The organism is Oceanobacter mangrovi, assembly GCF_019740315.1.
Classification (GTDB): domain Bacteria; phylum Pseudomonadota; class Gammaproteobacteria; order Pseudomonadales; family Oceanobacteraceae; genus Oceanobacter; species Oceanobacter mangrovi.
Window position 1 is genome coordinate 116,260 of the sequence record NZ_JAHXZR010000007.1, and the last position, 17,685, is coordinate 133,944.

Annotated in this window: 18 protein-coding genes; 10 read left to right on the forward strand and 8 right to left on the reverse strand. The window is 54.0% G+C overall.

The genetic code is table 11. The features are described from left to right. Positions 1 to 35 precede the first annotated feature (35 nt). The 4 genes from pth to K6123_RS15120 all read left to right on the forward strand — a co-directional run bounded on the left by pth (position 36) and on the right by K6123_RS15120 (position 2,851). A complete protein-coding gene (pth, locus tag K6123_RS15105; protein WP_221799181.1) occupies positions 36 to 623 on the forward strand; it encodes an aminoacyl-tRNA hydrolase in 588 nt (195 codons plus the stop codon). A 41-nt stretch (positions 624 to 664) separates the two neighbouring features. Next, positions 665 to 1,756 carry a redox-regulated ATPase YchF gene (gene ychF / locus K6123_RS15110; protein WP_221799183.1) on the forward strand — a complete coding sequence of 364 codons (1,092 nt, stop codon included), beginning with the start codon at positions 665 to 667 and terminating at the stop codon, positions 1,754 to 1,756. A 307-nt stretch (positions 1,757 to 2,063) separates the two neighbouring features. Further along, positions 2,064 to 2,633 carry a TetR/AcrR family transcriptional regulator gene (locus K6123_RS15115; protein WP_221799185.1) on the forward strand — a complete coding sequence of 190 codons (570 nt, stop codon included), beginning with the start codon at positions 2,064 to 2,066 and terminating at the stop codon, positions 2,631 to 2,633. A gap of 26 nt (positions 2,634 to 2,659) precedes the next feature. Beyond that, a complete protein-coding gene (locus K6123_RS15120) occupies positions 2,660 to 2,851 on the forward strand; it encodes a hypothetical protein (protein WP_221799187.1) in 192 nt (63 codons plus the stop codon). A gap of 36 nt (positions 2,852 to 2,887) precedes the next feature. Here the strand turns inward: K6123_RS15120 and K6123_RS15125 are convergent, their stop codons facing one another. Then, on the reverse strand, positions 2,888 to 3,484 hold the full coding sequence (locus K6123_RS15125; protein ID WP_221799188.1) for a hypothetical protein: 597 nt from the start codon (positions 3,482 to 3,484) through the stop codon (positions 2,888 to 2,890). Between the two features lie 152 nt (positions 3,485 to 3,636). Beyond that, positions 3,637 to 3,975: a DUF1820 family protein gene (locus K6123_RS15130; RefSeq protein WP_221799190.1), complete on the reverse strand. Its 339-nt coding sequence runs from the start codon at positions 3,973 to 3,975 to the stop codon at positions 3,637 to 3,639. Between the two features lie 126 nt (positions 3,976 to 4,101). Between K6123_RS15130 and miaB the strand changes: the two genes are divergently transcribed. From miaB to K6123_RS15160, 6 genes are read left to right on the forward strand one after another with little or no spacing between them, the layout of a single operon-like run. After that, the gene (gene miaB / locus K6123_RS15135) at positions 4,102 to 5,463 is read left to right on the forward strand and encodes a tRNA (N6-isopentenyl adenosine(37)-C2)-methylthiotransferase MiaB (protein ID WP_221799192.1); all 1,362 of its coding nucleotides are present in this window, start codon (positions 4,102 to 4,104) and stop codon (positions 5,461 to 5,463) included. Positions 5,464 to 5,511: 48 nt separating this feature from the next. Continuing rightward, positions 5,512 to 6,627 (forward strand): PhoH family protein, encoded by a 1,116-nt coding sequence (locus tag K6123_RS15140; protein WP_221799453.1) that lies wholly within the window; start codon positions 5,512 to 5,514, stop codon positions 6,625 to 6,627. After that, positions 6,627 to 7,103: an rRNA maturation RNase YbeY gene (gene ybeY, locus K6123_RS15145; RefSeq protein ID WP_221799194.1), complete on the forward strand. Its 477-nt coding sequence runs from the start codon at positions 6,627 to 6,629 to the stop codon at positions 7,101 to 7,103. Before K6123_RS15140 ends, ybeY begins: the two co-directional genes overlap by 1 nt. Continuing rightward, on the forward strand, positions 7,100 to 7,936 hold the full coding sequence (locus K6123_RS15150; RefSeq protein ID WP_221799196.1) for a CorC family transporter: 837 nt from the start codon (positions 7,100 to 7,102) through the stop codon (positions 7,934 to 7,936). Before ybeY ends, K6123_RS15150 begins: the two co-directional genes overlap by 4 nt. Positions 7,937 to 7,965: 29 nt before the next feature. After that, positions 7,966 to 9,501 (forward strand): apolipoprotein N-acyltransferase, encoded by a 1,536-nt coding sequence (gene lnt, locus K6123_RS15155; protein ID WP_221799198.1) that lies wholly within the window; start codon positions 7,966 to 7,968, stop codon positions 9,499 to 9,501. Next, the gene (locus tag K6123_RS15160; RefSeq protein WP_221799200.1) at positions 9,501 to 9,839 is read left to right on the forward strand and encodes a DUF6164 family protein; all 339 of its coding nucleotides are present in this window, start codon (positions 9,501 to 9,503) and stop codon (positions 9,837 to 9,839) included. The genes lnt and K6123_RS15160 overlap by 1 nt, the downstream gene beginning before the upstream one ends. Positions 9,840 to 9,849: 10 nt before the next feature. On the opposite strand, the gene mutT is transcribed toward K6123_RS15160, so the two are convergent. The 6 genes from mutT to ftsZ form a co-directional block, all read right to left on the reverse strand. Next, positions 9,850 to 10,260 (reverse strand): 8-oxo-dGTP diphosphatase MutT, encoded by a 411-nt coding sequence (gene mutT / locus K6123_RS15165; RefSeq protein ID WP_221799202.1) that lies wholly within the window; start codon positions 10,258 to 10,260, stop codon positions 9,850 to 9,852. Continuing rightward, a complete protein-coding gene (gene argJ / locus K6123_RS15170; RefSeq protein ID WP_221799204.1) occupies positions 10,260 to 11,477 on the reverse strand; it encodes a bifunctional glutamate N-acetyltransferase/amino-acid acetyltransferase ArgJ in 1,218 nt (405 codons plus the stop codon). The genes mutT and argJ overlap by 1 nt, the downstream gene beginning before the upstream one ends. 19 nt (positions 11,478 to 11,496) lie before the next feature. Next, positions 11,497 to 14,226, reverse strand: a complete 2,730-nt coding sequence (secA, locus tag K6123_RS15175; RefSeq protein WP_221799206.1) for a preprotein translocase subunit SecA — start codon at positions 14,224 to 14,226, stop codon at positions 11,497 to 11,499. A gap of 107 nt (positions 14,227 to 14,333) precedes the next feature. After that, positions 14,334 to 15,263 (reverse strand): M23 family metallopeptidase, encoded by a 930-nt coding sequence (locus K6123_RS15180; protein WP_221799208.1) that lies wholly within the window; start codon positions 15,261 to 15,263, stop codon positions 14,334 to 14,336. Between the two features lie 214 nt (positions 15,264 to 15,477). Then, entirely contained in the window at positions 15,478 to 16,392 is a 915-nt protein-coding gene (gene lpxC / locus K6123_RS15185; RefSeq protein WP_221799210.1) for a UDP-3-O-acyl-N-acetylglucosamine deacetylase, read from the reverse strand. 98 nt (positions 16,393 to 16,490) lie between these two features. Then, complete coding sequence (gene ftsZ, locus K6123_RS15190) at positions 16,491 to 17,666, reverse strand: cell division protein FtsZ (protein WP_221799455.1); 1,176 nt, start codon at positions 17,664 to 17,666, stop codon at positions 16,491 to 16,493. Between the last annotated feature and the right edge of the window lie 19 nt (positions 17,667 to 17,685).

Consider the following 17,685-nt stretch of genomic DNA (forward strand, 5'->3'; position numbering starts at 1 on the left):
CGGCAACTGAATTCCCCTCATTGACGAGATATCGAGTGACCAACAAGATTCAATTAATCGCAGGCCTGGGCAACCCGGGCGGCGAATACGAAAACACGCGCCACAATGCCGGTTTCTGGTTGATTGATGAATTGGCAAAAATGCATGGCATTCGCCTCAGCCCGGACCGCAAGTTTCACGGCCATGTCGGCAAGGGACGCATCCAGGGCCAGGAAGTCTGGCTACTGAAGCCTGCGACCTTTATGAACAAGAGTGGTCAGGCCGTCGCAGCGCTCGCCAACTTCTACAAAATTCCGGCTGAAGCCATTCTTGTCGCCCATGACGAACTGGACCTGCCACCCGGCATCGCCCGCTTCAAACAAGGTGGCGGTCACGGCGGCCAAAATGGCCTGCGCGACATCATTGCCCAGCTCGGCAACAACAAGGATTTTCACCGCCTGCGTGTTGGCATCGGCCACCCGGGTGACAAATCCCTGGTAACCGGCCATGTGTTGGGTCGGGCACCAAAATCCGAAGAGCAACAGATTCAGGCCGCTATTGATGAAGCCTGCCGGGTCATTCCGGATGCACTTTCAGGCGATCTGGCCAAGGCCATGAATCGACTTCATACATTTAAAGGGTAAAATACCCGCCCTCAAACTTTGTTCAATTACAGGAAATTCACATGGGCTTTAAATGCGGTATCGTTGGTTTGCCCAACGTCGGTAAATCCACTCTGTTCAACGCACTGACCAAAGCGGGCATCGACGCCGAGAACTTTCCTTTCTGCACCATCGAGCCCAACTCCGGTATCGTGCCAATGCCAGACAAGCGTCTGGATGAGCTGTCCGCCATCGTCAAACCAGAACGCGTGGTGCCAACCACCATGGAATTCGTCGATATCGCCGGTCTGGTAGAAGGTGCATCCCGTGGTGAAGGTCTGGGTAACCAGTTCCTCGCCAACATTCGCGAAACCGATGCCATTGCTCACGTAGTACGTTGTTTTGAAGACCCGAACGTGATTCACGTCGCCAACCGAGTATCGCCAGCTGATGATATCGAAATCATCAATACCGAACTGGTACTGGCCGATATGGAATCCTGTGAAAAGCAGCTGCAGCGTATCACCCGTACCGCCAAGGGCGGCGATAAAACAGCGATTGCCCAGAAAGCCCTGCTGGAGCGTCTGCTGCCACACTTCGAAGCTGGTCATACCGCTCGCATGCTGGATATGAACGAAGACGAGCTGAAGCTGGCCCGCACCTTCCACCTGCTGACCACCAAGCCAACCATGTACATAGCCAACGTCGCAGAAGATGGCTTCGAGAATAACCCCTACCTCGACACCGTGCGTGAAATCGCCGCTTCTGAAGGTGCCCAGGTGGTTGCCGTGTGCAACAAGATCGAATCTGAAATTGCCGAACTGGACGACGAAGACAAGATGGAATTCCTGTCCGAAATGGGCATGAGCGAGCCAGGTCTGGATCGTGTGATTCGCGCCGGTTACGAATTGCTGGGTCTGCAAACCTACTTCACCGCCGGTGTTAAGGAAGTTCGTGCCTGGACCATCAAGATTGGCTCCACTGCACCACGTGCTGCTGCAGCTATTCACACCGACTTCGAACGCGGCTTTATTCGTGCGGAAGTGATTGGCTACGACGACTTTATTCAATACAAGGGTGAAGCCGGAGCCAAAGAAGCCGGTCGCTGGCGTCTGGAAGGCAAGGAATACATCGTCAAGGACGGTGACGTGGTGCACTTCCGCTTCAACGTCTGATTGGCCAGCAACGTTCAATAACGCCCAGCGTTATTGAACGTTCATTCCGATTTTACCCATCTTTACTCAGCCAGAACTTTCATTTCCCGCTATTTTCACAGCAAATCACTTCAGCATACGATCTCCTCAAACCTTGAAATCTGATCAAATCCTGACACTGATCAGAATCCAGTCGGCCACAAAACGCCAAATACCGAACAAATCGTCCAATTTAAAACAGACTATTTTAATTTGATCACCAATCAGCCATTGCAACCATTCGTTTCAAAAAGCAGAATGAACGTTCAGTCACCGCCTGATAGTTAGCATGATCGACAAGCGACAACAAATTCTTGATGCCACGGCCGATATGATCGTGGAATACGGCCTGCAAGCCTGCCCGATGTCGAAGATTTCGGCCCGGGCCAACTGCGGTGCCGGAACCATTTACCGTTATTTTGAAACCAAACAGGATCTGGTATTTGCCCTGTTTATCGACCTGTTTCAAAAACTGACAGTCGCCTGTTCAGAAGGCTATGACGAAACCGCACCTCTACGGACGCGCTTTGAACGGCTGTGGGGGAATTATTACCGTTACATCCTCGCCAACCCGAACCAGCGAGCCCTGATGGAGCAGTTGATTTCATCGCCAGCGATCTGCCAGCAACAGAAGGACGAAGCCATCAACGGGATGATGCAGCAAATTGATCATTTGCTGGAGGATGGCAAGCAACAAGGCGTCTTCAAGGAGTTACCGAACTCCTTACTGAACACAGTAACGTTTGGCACTCTCTCAATGATGGCCAAGAAACAACAGCAATTTCCGGATACCCATCCCTGTGGTGCCTGTACCGAAGGTGAAATCATCGGTCTGTGCTGGGATGCACTGAAACGATAGTAAACAGCACCAGGAGATCAGCAGGCATGACCTTACTTTCAACCGTGCAAGAGGAACAACAAAAAATGGAAGCTCAAATCGAGATCAGCCGTGAAGTGCCTCGTCCAATGGCAGCGGCCCCAAAAGCCAAGAGCTCTGGTCAAATGACCAGCTTCTATTCAGCTCTGACCAAGCTGGTACTGAAGCAGAAGCAACAACGGCTGACCAACGGCAGGTAATCACCTGGCCGCTGGTCGGCAGCCGTTATTCAGCACTCAATGCAGTACCTCATGTTGGCCATCATCGGAATCGGCAAACACCGCTGGTAACACGCTCAAGCGGTCCACGCTGAACAGGGTATTTTCGGCAACCATCACCTCACCCTGCAAATCCTCAACCGGCTCCAGCAATACACAGGTGGCTTCAACAGAGTCCATACTGACCAGAATTGCCAATACGAAACTTCCACTCGTCCGTACCGATATCAGATCACCAACATCCATTTCTTCACGATAGACATTCAGCTCCGGGTCGAGATATTGATCCAGCCGCATGGGCTTTTTGAAACGCGCCAGTGCAACCAGCTGGACGATACCCTGCACAACACCATCGTTGATATCGAGAGTAATATCCTCGTCTTTTTCAACATCAACAACTCGATCCAGCAAACTCATAAACAGGTCTGAGTCTTCGTCGGACCAACGCAGGTCAACGGGCTGTTTCTGGTGGCGATTGGATTGAAAACACACTTCTGTGGGGAATTCAGCGGGGGACTCACCAGCATTGGCTGGCATTAACAGACTGACGGCTTCCTGACCGTTATGTTCATGTCCGGCGATTCGCCAGAACAGTGGCATCATCTCTGCACTCATGAGGCTTACTCCCTGGATTGGGTGGAATTGGCAACGCCATAGCGTGGAACTGCACAAGCCTCCTTTCACAACTGCTGAAGCCCTGAACATAGCAGGGCAACAAAAGGCTGACAAGACGACAAAGCTGTCAACCGTTCGCAATTATGGCAATACTATTTACTGCTGCCAGGGCCTCCCGGCACCGGGAAGAAAGCAACGTTTGAGCCTTCATTAGGAGTTACCTTCGCCATCCCCTGCTTGCTCACCTCATCAATACGAATCACCGCCTGCATGGGGATAAAAGTACGTTTAACGTCCTGAAAGGTCGTTTTCAAACGTTCCTCGCCAGGATCCACAACCAATTGTGAACGCTCACCAAACAACAGCTCTTCCACTTCAACAAAGCCGTATAAATCGCTTGGGTAAATGTAACGGGCATAAATCTCGAACACTTCGGATTGCTGCATGAAGACAACCCGATAGATAGGGTTGTTATCGTCTTTCTGGGACATGATCAGGCCTGCGCCTCAAACGGATTGGAAAAACAACGAATCAGCCGCCGCTGGCATCGACTGAAAGCGGGTCGCGAAGTATAATGCCGCCCCCTTATTTTCGCGATACCGGAGGCCACCTACTCCATGACTACTTCCGCACCTAACCAACCGAAAAAGCTGTTTATCAAGACCCACGGTTGTCAGATGAACGAATACGATTCATCGCGAATGGCGGATATGCTCGAATCCAGTCATGAAATGGTGATGACCGATAATCCGGAAGAAGCCGATGTGATTCTGCTGAACACCTGCTCCATCCGCGAAAAAGCCCAGGAAAAAGTGTTCCATGAACTGGGCCGCTGGAAATCCCTGAAAGCCAAAAACCCCAACCTGAAAATCGGTGTTGGCGGTTGTGTCGCCAGTCAGGAAGGTGATGCCATCATCAAGCGTGCGCCGTTTGTTGACATGGTCTTTGGCCCGCAAACCCTGCACCGCTTGCCAGGCATGGTCGACAAGGCTGCCAACGCGATTCAGGTGGTGGACGTTACCTTCCCGGAAATCGAGAAATTCGATCACCTGCCGGCACCCAAGTCCGACGGCTGCAGCGCCTTTGTCTCCGTGATGGAAGGCTGCTCCAAATACTGTACCTTCTGCGTGGTGCCTTACACCCGTGGTGAAGAAGTCAGTCGCCCGCTGGCCGACGTGCTGAAAGAAGTCGCTACCCTGGCAGCCCAAGGGGTTCGTGAAGTCAACCTGCTGGGTCAGAACGTCAACGCCTACCGTGGTGAGACTGCCGACGGTGAAGAAGCCGATCTGGCCGAACTGATTACCCGGGTGGCTGAAATTGACGGCATTGACCGTATTCGTTTCACCACCTCACACCCGGTAGAATTCACTGACAGCCTGATCGACGTGTACGCCGAAGTACCCGAACTGGTGAGCCATTTGCACTTGCCAGTACAGAGCGGTTCCAACCGTATTCTGGCAGCCATGAAACGTGGTCACGAAATCGATCTCTACACCGACAAGATTGAGCGGCTGCGCAAGCTGCGTCCGGACATTTCGATTTCATCCGACTTCATCATCGGCTTCCCGGGCGAAACCAGCGAAGACTTTGAAGACACCATGAAACTGATCGAACAGATCGGTTTTGATACCTCTTTCAGCTTTATCTACAGCGCCCGTCCGGGGACACCGGCGGCCCAGCTGGATGACGACACCCCGGAAGAGGTGAAAAAGGAACGCCTGCACATCCTGCAAGCCCGTATTGTCCAGCATGCCCAGCAGATCAGCCGTCGCATGGTGGGTGGTGAGGAAACCATTCTGGTTACCGGCGTATCCCGCAAGGATCCGGGCGAGCTGCAAGGCCGTACCGAAAACAACCGGGTTGTAAACTTCCGCTATGAAGATCACAGTCTGATTGGTAAATTCGTTAAGGTAAAAATTGAAGATGCCTACCCCAACAGCTTGCGTGGTAGTGTCATCAATCCGGAAGTGGCCTACTAAACCGGGCCACTTCCGCCAGACAGGAGCCATTGCTTGACCGACACATCCATGCCCCCGGCCAGCCCAGATAACATTGTCACACTTGATCTGCAGCCTGAAGATACCCACAGGCTCGCCAACCTCTGCGGCCATCTGGACAGTCATATCAAGCAGATTGCCCAGCACTTCCAGCTCAACATATTCAACCGCAGCAACCAGTTCACCCTCGAAGGGGATCCCGAACCGGCTGCTCGTGCGGCCCACATGCTGGAACGTCTGTATCTGGAAACCGCTTCTGGTACTCCGATTACCCCGGATCTGATCCACCTGCTGCTGTCGGAAGACGCCATCAAGGTCAAGGACGCCGAAGAAGCGGCTGCGGCCAATGCAGGCGAAGCCCAGACAGAAGCAGCGGCTGAAGATGATGTCGCCGCCCAGGTTCAACAGCACGACTCCCTGCTGATCAAAACCCCGCAAACCTACGTCAAGGTTCGTGGCAAGCATCAGAAGGAATACATTGAGCAGATTCGCAGCTTCGACATCAACTTCGGTATTGGTCCGGCCGGTACCGGCAAGACCTTCCTGGCAGTAGCCGCGGCCGTTGAGGCGCTCAGCCGTGATGAGGTCAAACGTATTTTGCTGGTACGCCCGGCGGTTGAAGCGGGTGAAAAACTCGGCTTCCTGCCCGGAGACCTGGCCCAGAAAATCGACCCGTATCTGCGCCCCCTGTACGACGCTCTCTACGAAATGATTGGCTTCGAACAGGTTGGCAAGCTGATGGAACGCAACATCATCGAAGTTGCGCCACTGGCCTACATGCGTGGCCGTACCCTCAGCCATTCCTTTGTAATCCTCGATGAAAGCCAGAACACTACCAAGGAACAGATGAAGATGTTCCTGACCCGGGTTGGCTTTGGTTCCCGCGCCGTGATTACCGGCGACCTGACCCAGGTCGACCTGCCGCGTGGCGTGCCGTCCGGCCTGCGTCATGGTCTGGAAGTGCTCGACGGTGTCGAAGGTATTGGTATCACCCGCTTTGATAACCGCGACGTCGTCCGTCACCCTCTGGTACAGCGTATTGTTGATGCCTACGACCGTTACGAAGAAAAAGTCGAAGCCGAGAAAAAAGCCCGTCAGGCTGAACAAAAAGCCGCTGCAGACAACAACTCCGGAGCAAACTCCTGATGGAAGTGTTTCTGGATATCCAGATCGCCGACGAACTGGAACAGTATCAGTCGCTGCCAACTGATGAGCAGTTGCAGTTGTGGGTGGAGTCCGCCCTTGCCGACCGTTGCCCGTTCGACGAACCGGAACTGACTGTTCGTCTCAGCGCCGAAGCCGAAATTCAGGAACTCAATCGCGACTATCGCGGCAAGGACTACGCCACCAATGTGTTGTCTTTCCCGTTTGAAGCGCCGCCTGAAGTACCGCTGCCGCTACTGGGCGATCTGATTATCTGCGCTCAGGTAGTGGACCGCGAAGCCGCCGAACAAGGTAAAAGCAGCGAGGCCCACTGGGCACATATGGTCGTGCACGGATGCTTGCATTTGCTTGGCTACGACCATATAAATGACGACGAAGCCGAGGAGATGGAAGGACTCGAACGTGAGATTCTGGCCCGCCTCGGATACGAAGATCCTTATCAAGATGAGGCACCATGAGCGAAGACCGATCGGGTCAGCCCCGAAGTTGGCTGGAAAAGCTGTCTGACCTGTTCTCTGGCGAACCACAAAATCGCCAGGATATTAAAATGATTGTTCGCGAAGCCGCTGAACGCGGCATCGTCGACAGTGACACCCTGAACATTCTTGAAGGCTCCCTGCAGGTTTCCGAAATGCAGGTACGGGACATCATGATCCCGCGCTCTCAGCTTGTCTCCATCCAGATCGATGAGTCGATCAAGGATTTCCTCCCCCGCGTTATCGAATCCGCCCACAGCCGATTCCCGGTACTGGACGATGAGCAGTCTGAAGTGCTCGGCATTATGCTGGCCAAAGACCTGCTGCCCTTGCTGCTGACCGATAACGTCGACGCCAGCTTCCGTCTCAAGGAAATTCTGCGGCCAACCACCTTTGTGCCGGAAAGCAAACGCCTTAACGTACTGTTGCGTGAGTTCCGTTCCACCCGCAACCATATGGCGATTGTGGTCGATGAGTTCGGTGGCATTGCTGGTCTGGTGACGATCGAAGACGTGCTCGAACAAATCGTTGGCGACATCGAAGACGAACACGATTACGACGAAGAAGAAAGTCTGATCAAGGAAGTCGAGCAACAGATCTATATGGTCAAGGCGCTGACGCCGGTGGAAGACTTCAACGATTTCTTCCAGTCCGAATTTTCCGATGAAGACTTTGATACCATTGGTGGCATTGTGATTCACCATTTCGGCCGGGTGCCGGAATGCAATGAGAGCATTACCATTGATAACTGGCGCTTCAAGGTGGTCAACGGCACCAGTCGTCAGATCAACCTGCTGGAAGTAACTCCGGTCTGACCCAACGCACACAGCGGCTAGCCCACGGCATGATTAAATTCTGGACTTCGCGACTTTCACTGCTGGCAGCTGGTGCCATTTTCCCGCTTTCCCTGGCGCCGCTTTACTGGTGGCCGCTGGGGCTGGTATCTATTGCCGTCTTCTGCTGGTTGATGTGGCGTCCAGCCTCTCCAGCGCAGGCATTCGGCCGTAGTTGGTGGTATTTCTTCGGCCAATTCGCAGCCGGTGTTTCCTGGGTCTACGTCAGCATGCACGATTTTGGTGGCACTTCGATGCCACTGGCCGTGCTGATGGTCGGGCTGTTTGCCGGCGCACTGGCTTTGGTGCCTGCTATCGTATTTTCTGGCTATGCCCGCCTTCGGCGGCCTAACAGCAACACTCCCGTACTGCCCTGGTTACTGTTGCCGGTATTCTGGTTTCTTGACGAATGGCTGAGGTCCTGGCTGTTTACCGGTTTCCCATGGTTATTTGCCGGTGATGGCCAGCTTTACACCTGGCTGGCCGGTTGGGCACCTGTGATTGGCAGTTATGGTATTTCCGTCATTCTGGTGCTGACAGTAACCACGCTGATTCAGGCCTGGTACAGCAAACGGCTGGTATTCCTGCTCCCGCTGTTGTTATGGCCTGCTGGGCTGTGGTTGCAGCAGTTCGACTGGACCCATGTCGACGGCAAGATCACTGTCAGCGCGGTCCAGGGCAACATCGACCAGAATATGAAGTGGAAGCCGGACATGGTCGGCCCCACCATCAATCTGTACGTCAAACAAACCCAGAAACTGTGGGACAGTGATCTGATTGTCTGGCCGGAAACCGCAGTGACGCTGGTCTATGATCGCTTCCTGCCGTATCTGGAAGAGCTCAATGCCCAGGGCCAGAAACACAATTCGACAATCATTACCGGCATCGCCTATCGTCATCCGCAGGATGATCCATTGGCGGGTGAATACCACAACAGCGTGGTCGCAACCGGCATGGGCCATGGCCTTTATCACAAGCAGCGTCTGGTTCCATTCGGTGAATTTATTCCGTTCGAGAAATTCCTGCGCGGGGCAATTCCCTTCTTCGATCTGGATATGTCGAGCTTTCTGGCAGGCCGCAGTGACCAACCTCTGATTCAGATGGAAGCCAACAACCAGTTGTACGACGTTGCGACCTATATCTGTTACGAAATTGCCTATCCGGATCTGGTCAGCCGCATGGCCAAACAGGCAGAGATTCTGGTGACGGTCAGCAACGACGCCTGGTTTGGTGACTCGCTCGGCCCCAAACAGCATATGGGACTGGCACAGATGCGAGCGCTGGAAACCGGCCGGTATTTGTTGCGCTCAACCAATACCGGCATCACTGCGCTGGTCAATAATCGTGGCCAGATCGTCGAACAGCTGCCGACTGGCATCCGCGCCAATCTGACTGCCCGTGCCGAGCTACGCAGCGGCCAGACGCCGTATATGCAAACCGGTCTGCTGCCTCTTTACATACTTTCAGCCATTGCCCTGTTGATTGCACTGGGCATGAGCATGACCCGACGTCCGCAAGGCCGTTCCCTGCTGGATGATCTGGATTAATGGCAAAGCTGGTTTTTCATCTTAATGGCGTCCCGCAAGAGGAAGCTGATCAGGTACGTACAACGCTGGATCAACATGGTATTTCGTATTACGAAACCAACGCTGGCCGCTGGGGCATTTCAGTGGCCGCCATCTGGCTGCATCATGACGAGGAGCTGGCACAGGCACGTGCGCTGATCGAAGAGATTCAGGCGGAATTGCATAACAACCCGCCTGCAGTGCCGTCGTTTCGGCAGAAGTTCTGGCAACGGCCAGTCGATGTGGTACTGGCGATGATCGCCGTATTGATCGTACTCGGACTGAGTCTTTGGCCGTTTCTGACGGCTTTCAACGACTGATCAAAACAACTCAGCCGCTGATCAAGGCTGCCAGAATCGGACCGTTGGCAGCCGGAAATTCAAACTCCGCCAGCTCAGCCAATGGCACCCAACGAACTGGCTGACCTTCAGCACCGTGCGCAGTCGCAGCTTCCGCAGCCGTTACCAACACCCGGTAAACATCCAGTCGTACCGACTTGTCGGAGTAGTCATGGCAGATTTCCAGTAACGGCGACATACAGTCAGAGCCCAATCGCAGACCAAGCTCCTCATCCAGTTCACGCACCAGCGCCGCCGCAGTAGTTTCGCCCGCTTCAATCTTGCCGCCGGGAAACTCCCACAAACCGCCCTGATGTTTATCATCTGGCCGCTTGGCAATCAGGATGCGCTGTTGCGCATCCTCGATTACCGCTACTGCGACATTGATCTGGCGAGTCGACATCAGGAACGGTAGTCCGCGTTGATAGTGACGTACTCGTGCGACAGGTCGGTGGTCCAGAGCGTCTCTTCAACGTCACCACGTCCCAGCGCAATCGTCACCACGAACTCGGACTGGGCAAACACAGCGGCACCCGCGGCTTCGGTGTAACCGGCGCAGCGACCGCCGTTTTCAACGATACGTACATCGTCCAGCCAGATCTGGATTTTTTCCAGATCCATGTTTTTCACACCCGCGCGACCAACCGCGGCCAAAATCCGGCCCCAGTTGGCGTCAGATGCAAACATCGCGGTCTTCACCAGTGGTGAGTGAGCAACCGTGTAGGCAACATCCAGTGCTTCCTGCTGTTCAGCCGCTTCCAGTACCTTGATGGTGACGTACTTGGTAGCACCTTCACCGTCGCGGACGATGGCCTGGGCCAGAGTCTGGAACGCCTGCTTCAGTTCAGCAAACAGGGTTTCCGCTTCCACAGAATCTGCATCGCCGATCACCAGGCCAGACTGGCCGGTAGCCATCAGGATGCAGCTGTCGTTGGTAGAGGTATCACCATCGATCGTGATGCGGTTGAACGAGGAGTTTGCCAGTCGTTTGCACCAGTCGTTGAGAATTTCCTGCTCCACGGCAGCATCCGTGGCAATAAAGCCCAGCATGGTAGCCATGTCCGGCTTGATCATACCCGCGCCTTTGGAAATACCGGTCAGAGTGACGCTTTTGCCAGCCAGCGTGAGGGTCTTGCTGTAACCTTTTGGCAAGGTATCCGTGGTCATGATGCCACGGGCAGCTCGCGCCCAGTTAGCTTCATCCAGCGCTGCCAGTGCTGCCGGAATACCGCGCTCAAACGCCGCCATGTTCAGAGGCTCACCAATCACACCGGTAGAGAACGGCAAAATCTGCTCTACCGCCACACCAGCGGCATCCGCCAGTAATTGGCAAGTGCGCTCAGCATTGGCAAAGCCATCTTTGCCTGTACCGGCATTGGCGTTACCAGTGTTGATCAGCAAGTAGCGCGGTGACGTCTGCTGCAAATGAGTCCGGCAAATTTGTACTGGTGCCGCACAAAAGGCGTTGCGGGTGAACACACCGGCAACATTGGTGCCTTCAGCCAGTTCAAAAATTACCATGTCATCACGATTGGCATAACGCACGGCGGATTGGGTGATCCCGATCCGCACGCCTTTAACCGCAACAAAATCCTCAAATACCGTCAGGTTTACGGCCATATTCAACAGTCCTTCCGACTCACGACAGAGTGCCGTGGCAATGTTTGTACTTTTTACCGGAGCCGCACGGACAAGGATCGTTTCGACCAACTTTTGGCAGGTCACGAACGAATGGCTGGGCCGCTTCCGGATCTTCCTCTGCAGGTTCGGCTGCGCCCATGGCGGTGGCCGACTCATGCTGGTACTGCACCGCGCGTGCCTGGGCTTCTGCTTCGGCACGACGACGTTCTTCCATCTCGCGAACATCTTCTTCCTGACGCACTTTTACGTGTGACAGGACACGGATGGTTTCGCGTTTGATATTGGTCAGCAACTGTTGGAACAGGGTAAAGGATTCACGCTTGTACTCCTGTTTCGGGTTCTTCTGGCCATAACCGCGCAGGTGAATACCCTGACGCAGATGGTCCATGGTTGCCAGGTGTTCTTTCCAGAGGTTATCAACGATTTGCAGCATGACCTGCTTCTCGAAGATACGCAGGGTTTCACGGCCAACCTGCTCTTCCTTGCTGCGATAAGCCTGTTCAACCGCTTCAACGATACGCTCACGCAGTGTTTCTTCAAACAGCTTCTCTTCGCTGTCGAGCCACTGCTGGATTGGCAATTCGATATCAAATTCGGCTTTCAGGTGGGCTTCCAGACCGGCAATGTCCCACTGTTCCTCCAGACTCTGGGCTGGAATGTAGTCGGTAATGGCTTCTTCCACCACGTCCTTGCGAACGGTGCTGATGATATCGCCAATGTCTTCCATCGCCATCAGATCGTTACGCTGTTCGTAGACAACCCGACGCTGATCGTTGGCAACATCATCGTATTCCAGCAACTGCTTGCGGATGTCGAAGTTACGGCCTTCAACCTTGCGCTGGGCTTTTTCTACCGCGTTGGTCACCATCTTGTGTTCGATGGATTCGCCGTCTTTCATACCCAGTGCCTGCATCATGTTACGCATGCGATCAGACATAAACAGGCGCATCAGGTTGTCTTCCAGCGACAGGAAGAAACGGGTAGAACCAGCATCCCCCTGACGGCCGGCACGACCACGCAGCTGGTTATCAATACGACGGGATTCGTGACGCTCGGTACCAATGATGTGCAAACCACCGGCCGCCAGCACGCCTTCGTGACGCTGTTGCCAGTCTGTCTTGATCGCAGCAACCTGCTCATCAGAAGGATTTTCCAGCATTGCCACTTCAGATTCCCAGTTACCCCCAAGCATGATGTCGGTACCACGACCGGCCATATTGGTGGCAATGGTAACGGCTCCCGGACGACCGGCTTCCGCAATGATCTGGGCTTCGCGGGCGTTTTCCTTGGCATTCAGGACGTTGTGCGGAATCTTGGCTTTCTTCAGCAGCGTTGAAACATACTCGGACGCTTCAATTGACGCGGTACCCACCAGTACCGGCCGCTGCTGGGCAACCACTTCGCGGATCTCTTCGATCACAGCGTTGTATTTTTCTGCCTGGGTGGCGTAGATCACGTCGTTGTAATCAATACGCTGGATGGTTTTGTTGGTTGGAATCACTACCACATCCAGACCGTAGATCTGATGGAATTCGAAGGCTTCAGTATCCGCTGTACCTGTCATGCCGCCCAGCTTCTCGTACAAACGGAAGTAGTTCTGGAAGGTAGTCGATGCCAGCGTTTGACTTTCTGCCTGAATACGCACGCCTTCTTTGGCTTCGATCGCCTGATGCAGACCTTCGCTCCAGCGGCGGCCTGGCATGGTACGACCTGTGTGCTCGTCAACAATTACGACCTGACCATTCTGGACGATGTAGTCAACGTTCTTCTGGTAGATAGCATGGGCACGCAAGGCGGAATGCACGTGGTGCAGCAGGTTGAGGTTCTGGGTCGCATAGAGGCTGTCGCCTTCTGGCAGAATGCCTGCTTCCATCAGCATGTTTTCAACGAACTCGTGACCTTCTTCGGTCAGTTCGATGGAGCGGCTCTTCTCATCCACCACAAAATGGCCAGAAATCGGATTTTCTTCTTCATCCAGTTCGGCTTTCTGCAGCTGTGGCGCCAGCTCATTCATACGCCGGTACAGTTCGGAGTTATCCTGCGCCGGACCGGAAATAATCAGTGGTGTACGGGCTTCGTCAATCAGGATGGAGTCCACTTCGTCGACAATCGCGAAGTAGAGTTCGCGCTGTACCTTGTCTTCCACCGAGAAAGCCATGTTGTCGCGCAGGTAGTCGAAACCAAACTCGTTGTTGGTACCGTAAACAATATCGCACTGATAGGAGGCGCGTTTTTCTTCGCCAACCTGGCCCGGCACCACCACACCCACACTGAGGCCGAGGAATTCATACAACGGGCGCATCCAGTCGGCGTCACGACGGGCCAGATAGTCGTTGACCGTGACAACATGAACACTTTTACCGGTCAGCGCGTTCAGATAGGTCGGCAAGGTACCCACCAGGGTTTTACCTTCACCGGTACGCATCTCGGCAATACGACCTTCATGCAGCGTCATACCACCAATCAGCTGGACGTCAAAGTGCCGCATGCCCATAACCCGGGTACTGGCTTCGCGACAAACTGCAAAGGCTTCCGGCAGAATTTTGTCGAGCGATTCACCTTGCTGCAGACGTTCCCGGAAAGCCAGGGTTTTGGCTTGCAGGTCAGCATCTGACAGTACTTTGATGGACTCTTCCAGAGCATTGATCTGGGCAACAACCTTGCCCATACGCTTCAGCTCACGGCTGTTCTTGCTACCGAAAACCTTGCGAAAAATATTACCAATCATGTGAACGTTTCTATCCAGTCTTGAATTCATTGAGGCCGGGCCTGGCGCTCTGATCCTTATACAGTTATTTGATGACAAGCCCGAGTGCAGCAGCAGGAGAACCTGTACTAGCGAAGGGTCCGATGCAGATAGGCGGCTGGATCAACCGTGCGTCCATTCTTGTAGACTTCAAAATGTACGTGAGGGCCGGTAGAACGGCCGCTGCTGCCCATGGCAGCAACGATATCGCCCTTGCGAACGATGTCACCAACCTTGACCTTGAGTTCCTGACAGTGGGCGTAACGGGTCTTGTAACCATTACCATGGTTGATCTCGACCATCTTGCCATAGCCGTAACGATCACCCGACCAGGTCACTACCCCCGATGCGACCGCAACAACATCAGAGCCCAGCTTGCCGGCAAAATCGACACCTGCGTGCCAGGCCAGCTGGCCGGTGAAAGGATCGGTACGACGACCATAACGGGAAGACATCCAGCCTTTGGTAATCGGTCGGCCAGATACAAAGGTATCAGCATTGAGACGGCGTTCAGCCATCAGGTCATCCAGCACCTCAAGCTGTTGCTCGCGCTGGATAATACGATCAGCAAGATCATTGAGAACCGAACGGATTTCCGGTGCCTGATAGGCATCACCCAGAGCCGCCGGGCCACCCAGTGCCGGAGCCATGGAGAAATCAAATTCGTCAGAAGACAGGTCGGCAACGTCAACCAGACGTTCACCCAAGGCATCCAGTCGCATCAGACGTGACTGCAGTTCCGCCAGCTTCACCGTCAGCGCTTGCAGCTCATGATCCGTCTGTTGGCGGATTTTTTCGATTTCCTGCTTTTGCAGGTTCAGGTCATTTTCCCAGGCTTCGGTGGCCACTGGCTCAAACGAAAAGCCTTCATCACCCAGCCATTCGCTCAGCCAGAAACCGGCAACGCCCATCGCAAAAGGCAGCGCCACCAAACAGCCGAACAGCAAGGTTTTTGCAGGAGTGGTCAATCGATAAGTCCGGGACTCACCGTGACGCTGACCAACAACAATTATATTCATGGATAACCAGGTTCAGTCATTGCCTGCCCAGAGTATAGATTCATGTTTGGTGGACAAGCTGACACGTGACAAGTCGACACATGCCTTACCTCCCATTTTGTGAACCTGTTCCGCGACTCTATTCTGCTACCAAAAGAAAAGGCCATATTACTATGGCCTTTTCTAATTACCAGCGCCTTTATCTACAAGGCATCTGAAAGCAGCTTAACGACTGTTATACCGCCGCTGCCGGGCGCATGTAGCTGATTGGTGCCGGGGCAGATTCGTCATCGAATTCAACAAATTCCCAGGCATCCTGCTGAGCCAGCAGCTCACGCAGCAAGTGGTTGTTGAGACCGTGACCAGACTTGTAGCCAACAAACTCACCAATCAGGCTGTGGCCCAACAGGTAGAGGTCACCGACCGCATCCAGAATCTTGTGCTTGACGAATTCATCTTCATACCGCAGACCGTCTTCGTTAAGAACACGGTAGTCATCAACCACGATGGCGTTCTTGACACTGCCGCCCAACGCCAGGTTTTTGGAGCGCATGTATTCCAGATCCTTGGTGAAACCAAAGGTACGGGCGCGGCTCACTTCCTTGACGTAGGAAGTTGAAGAGAAATCAAGGCTGGCTTTCTGCACACTCTGCTTCAGTACCGGGTGGTCGAAGTCGATTTCGAAAGAAACCTTAAAACCATCGTACGGCAGAAACGCTGCGTATTTATCGCCATCACGTACTTCAACGCGACGCTTGATACGGATAAAACGCTTAAGAGCCTGCTGCTCCAGCAGACCGGCAGATTGCAGCAGGAATACGAACGGGCCGGAGCTACCGTCCATAATCGGGACTTCCTGGGCACTGACTTCAACAATCGCATTATCAATACCCAAACCAGCCATCGCGGATAGCAAGTGTTCTACGGTATCGACCTTGGCGTGATCGCGAACCAGAGTCGTCGACAGCGTGGTTTCACCCACGCTGGTCGCGTTTGCAGGAATGTCGACCACAGGATCGAGGTCGACACGGCGGAATACAATCCCTGTATTCTCAGGCGCTGGCTTCAGTGTCAAATAGACCTTTTCACCGGAGTGAAGGCCAACACCGGAAGCGCGAATGGTGTTTTTGAGCGTGCGTTGAGGGATCATTCTGACAGTCCTGCCGTTACTGGCCGTCTAAAATTTGGCAAATCATAATTGACGCCGATTATAGCAGGTAACGAGAGACACGCCAGAGGCGTGTCCTGTTAGTCGGCCTGACGTCGCAAAAACGCTGGAATATCGAGATATTCCATGTCCTGCCGCGTTTTCGGCTCTACCTGGGCTGCCTGACCACCGACCTGGCGAGTTACCGCCGGGCGCTCCATTTTGGCGTAGTCTGGCGAACCATCAGCGCGTTTAGGAGTATTATCGATCACTTTTTTTGGCCTTTGTTCCCCACCAGCCGGCGCAGCTGCGGCGGCAGCGTGGCTGGTCAGACCGGTAGCAACCACGGTAACCCGCAGTTCATCACTCATTTCAGGATCAATAACCGTACCCACAACCACGGTGGCATCTTCCGCAGCGTATTCACCGATAATGTCACCCACCTCGGAGAATTCACCCAGAGACAGATCAAAACCAGCGGTTACGTTAACCAGAATACCGCGCGCACCTGCCAGATTCACGTCTTCCAGCAATGGGCTGCCAACAGCGGCTTCAGCAGCTTTGCGAGCACGGTTCTCACCACTGGCGGAACCACTGCCCATCATTGCCTGGCCCATTTCGGACATCACGGTACGAACGTCGGCGAAGTCGACGTTGATCATACCTTGCTGGGTGATCAGGTCAGAAATACCTTTAACCGCACCGTGCAACACATCGTTGGCGGAGCGGAACGCGTCCATCAAGGTAGTGCCCTTGCCCAGTACGGTCAGCAGTTTCTCGTTCGGGATAGTGATCAGCGAATCAACGTGCTCAGCCAGTTGCTTCAGACCGATCTCGGCCAGCGCCATGCGCTTCTTGCCTTCGAAAGAGAATGGACGGGTAACCACAGCAACCGTCAGGATGCCCAGCTCACGGGCAATTTCTGCCACCACTGGAGCACCGCCAGTACCGGTACCACCACCCATACCTGCTGTAATGAACACCATGTCTGCGCCTTTCAGAGCGTCAGCAATGCGTTCACGATCTTCAATTGCGGCCTGACGACCAACATCCGGGTTGGCACCTGCACCCAATCCCTTGGTCAGACCTGAGCCCAGCTGAATCACTGAGCGCGCACCAATATTCCGCAGCGCCTGCGCGTCGGTATTGGCACAAATAAATTCTACGCCTTCGATGTTGCTTTCAACCATGTGCTGGACAGCATTACCGCCACCGCCGCCTACGCCGATAACCTTGATTACCGCGTTTTCGAGCACATCATCCGCTAATTCGAACATGTCGCCTTCAGTCCCAAAT

Excerpts from the sequence above, each read along its gene's own strand:
- ychF (WP_221799183.1), top strand. The coding sequence starts at position 665 with ATGGGCTTTAAATGCGGTATCGTTGGTTTGCCCAACGTCGGTAAATCC.
- K6123_RS15115 (WP_221799185.1), top strand. The coding sequence starts at position 2,064 with ATGATCGACAAGCGACAACAAATTCTTGATGCCACGGCCGATATGATC.
- K6123_RS15120 (WP_221799187.1), top strand. The coding sequence starts at position 2,660 with ATGACCTTACTTTCAACCGTGCAAGAGGAACAACAAAAAATGGAAGCT.
- K6123_RS15125 (WP_221799188.1), bottom strand. The coding sequence starts at position 3,484 with ATGAGTGCAGAGATGATGCCACTGTTCTGGCGAATCGCCGGACATGAA.
- K6123_RS15130 (WP_221799190.1), bottom strand. The coding sequence starts at position 3,975 with ATGTCCCAGAAAGACGATAACAACCCTATCTATCGGGTTGTCTTCATG.
- miaB (WP_221799192.1), top strand. The coding sequence starts at position 4,102 with ATGACTACTTCCGCACCTAACCAACCGAAAAAGCTGTTTATCAAGACC.
- K6123_RS15140 (WP_221799453.1), top strand. The coding sequence starts at position 5,512 with ATGCCCCCGGCCAGCCCAGATAACATTGTCACACTTGATCTGCAGCCT.
- ybeY (WP_221799194.1), top strand. The coding sequence starts at position 6,627 with ATGGAAGTGTTTCTGGATATCCAGATCGCCGACGAACTGGAACAGTAT.
- K6123_RS15150 (WP_221799196.1), top strand. The coding sequence starts at position 7,100 with ATGAGCGAAGACCGATCGGGTCAGCCCCGAAGTTGGCTGGAAAAGCTG.
- lnt (WP_221799198.1), top strand. The coding sequence starts at position 7,966 with ATGATTAAATTCTGGACTTCGCGACTTTCACTGCTGGCAGCTGGTGCC.
- K6123_RS15160 (WP_221799200.1), top strand. The coding sequence starts at position 9,501 with ATGGCAAAGCTGGTTTTTCATCTTAATGGCGTCCCGCAAGAGGAAGCT.
- mutT (WP_221799202.1), bottom strand. The coding sequence starts at position 10,260 with ATGTCGACTCGCCAGATCAATGTCGCAGTAGCGGTAATCGAGGATGCG.
- argJ (WP_221799204.1), bottom strand. The coding sequence starts at position 11,477 with ATGGCCGTAAACCTGACGGTATTTGAGGATTTTGTTGCGGTTAAAGGC.
- secA (WP_221799206.1), bottom strand. The coding sequence starts at position 14,226 with ATGATTGGTAATATTTTTCGCAAGGTTTTCGGTAGCAAGAACAGCCGT.
- K6123_RS15180 (WP_221799208.1), bottom strand. The coding sequence starts at position 15,263 with ATGAATATAATTGTTGTTGGTCAGCGTCACGGTGAGTCCCGGACTTAT.
- lpxC (WP_221799210.1), bottom strand. The coding sequence starts at position 16,392 with ATGATCCCTCAACGCACGCTCAAAAACACCATTCGCGCTTCCGGTGTT.
- ftsZ (WP_221799455.1), bottom strand. The coding sequence starts at position 17,666 with ATGTTCGAATTAGCGGATGATGTGCTCGAAAACGCGGTAATCAAGGTT.